Annotated in this window: 1 pseudogene; it reads right to left on the reverse strand. The window is 79.5% G+C overall.

The features are described 5' to 3' along the window. Positions 1 to 207: pseudogene (locus tag A6V37_RS13615) on the reverse strand (glycosyltransferase family 9 protein); the annotation flags it as partial. Positions 208 to 488 lie beyond the last annotated feature (281 nt).

Here is a 488-nt window from a genome sequence, read left to right on the forward strand (position 1 = left end):
GTTCTGCGCGTGCTGCCCCGGCACATACTGCTCGCGCGACACGCTGCGATACGGCGGCGCATAGCCCCAGCTGGCATCGTGCCGTTCGCGCCTCGTCACGCTCCCGCCGAGCACGCCCACCGTGGGGCGCTCACACGCCGCCGCGACGTGCATCAGCATCCACGAGTTCGCCAGCCCGACATGCGCCGCTTCGGTGCCGGCGCACACGACACGCCTGCGCCCCCCGCCCCCCCTCGAGCGGCCCGGCCCGCCCCCCCCCCCCCCTGCCCCCCCCCCCCCCCCGCGCCCCCCGCCCGCCCCGCGCACTCGCCGCAGCCCCCGCCCCTCCCACCACCCCCCCGCCCGCGCTCCGCCGCCTCCGTTCGGCATCTCCGACAGCCCCACCGCCCCCATCCCGGCCGCACCTCGCCTCTGCGTCCGCCCCGCTCGCACTCTCACCCGCGCGCGCCCTGCCGCCTAGCCGCCACGCCCGCCAGCTCCCTGCTCCC

It is taken from the genome of Paraburkholderia ginsengiterrae (assembly GCF_001645125.1).
Classification (GTDB): Bacteria; Pseudomonadota; Gammaproteobacteria; order Burkholderiales; family Burkholderiaceae; genus Paraburkholderia; species Paraburkholderia ginsengiterrae.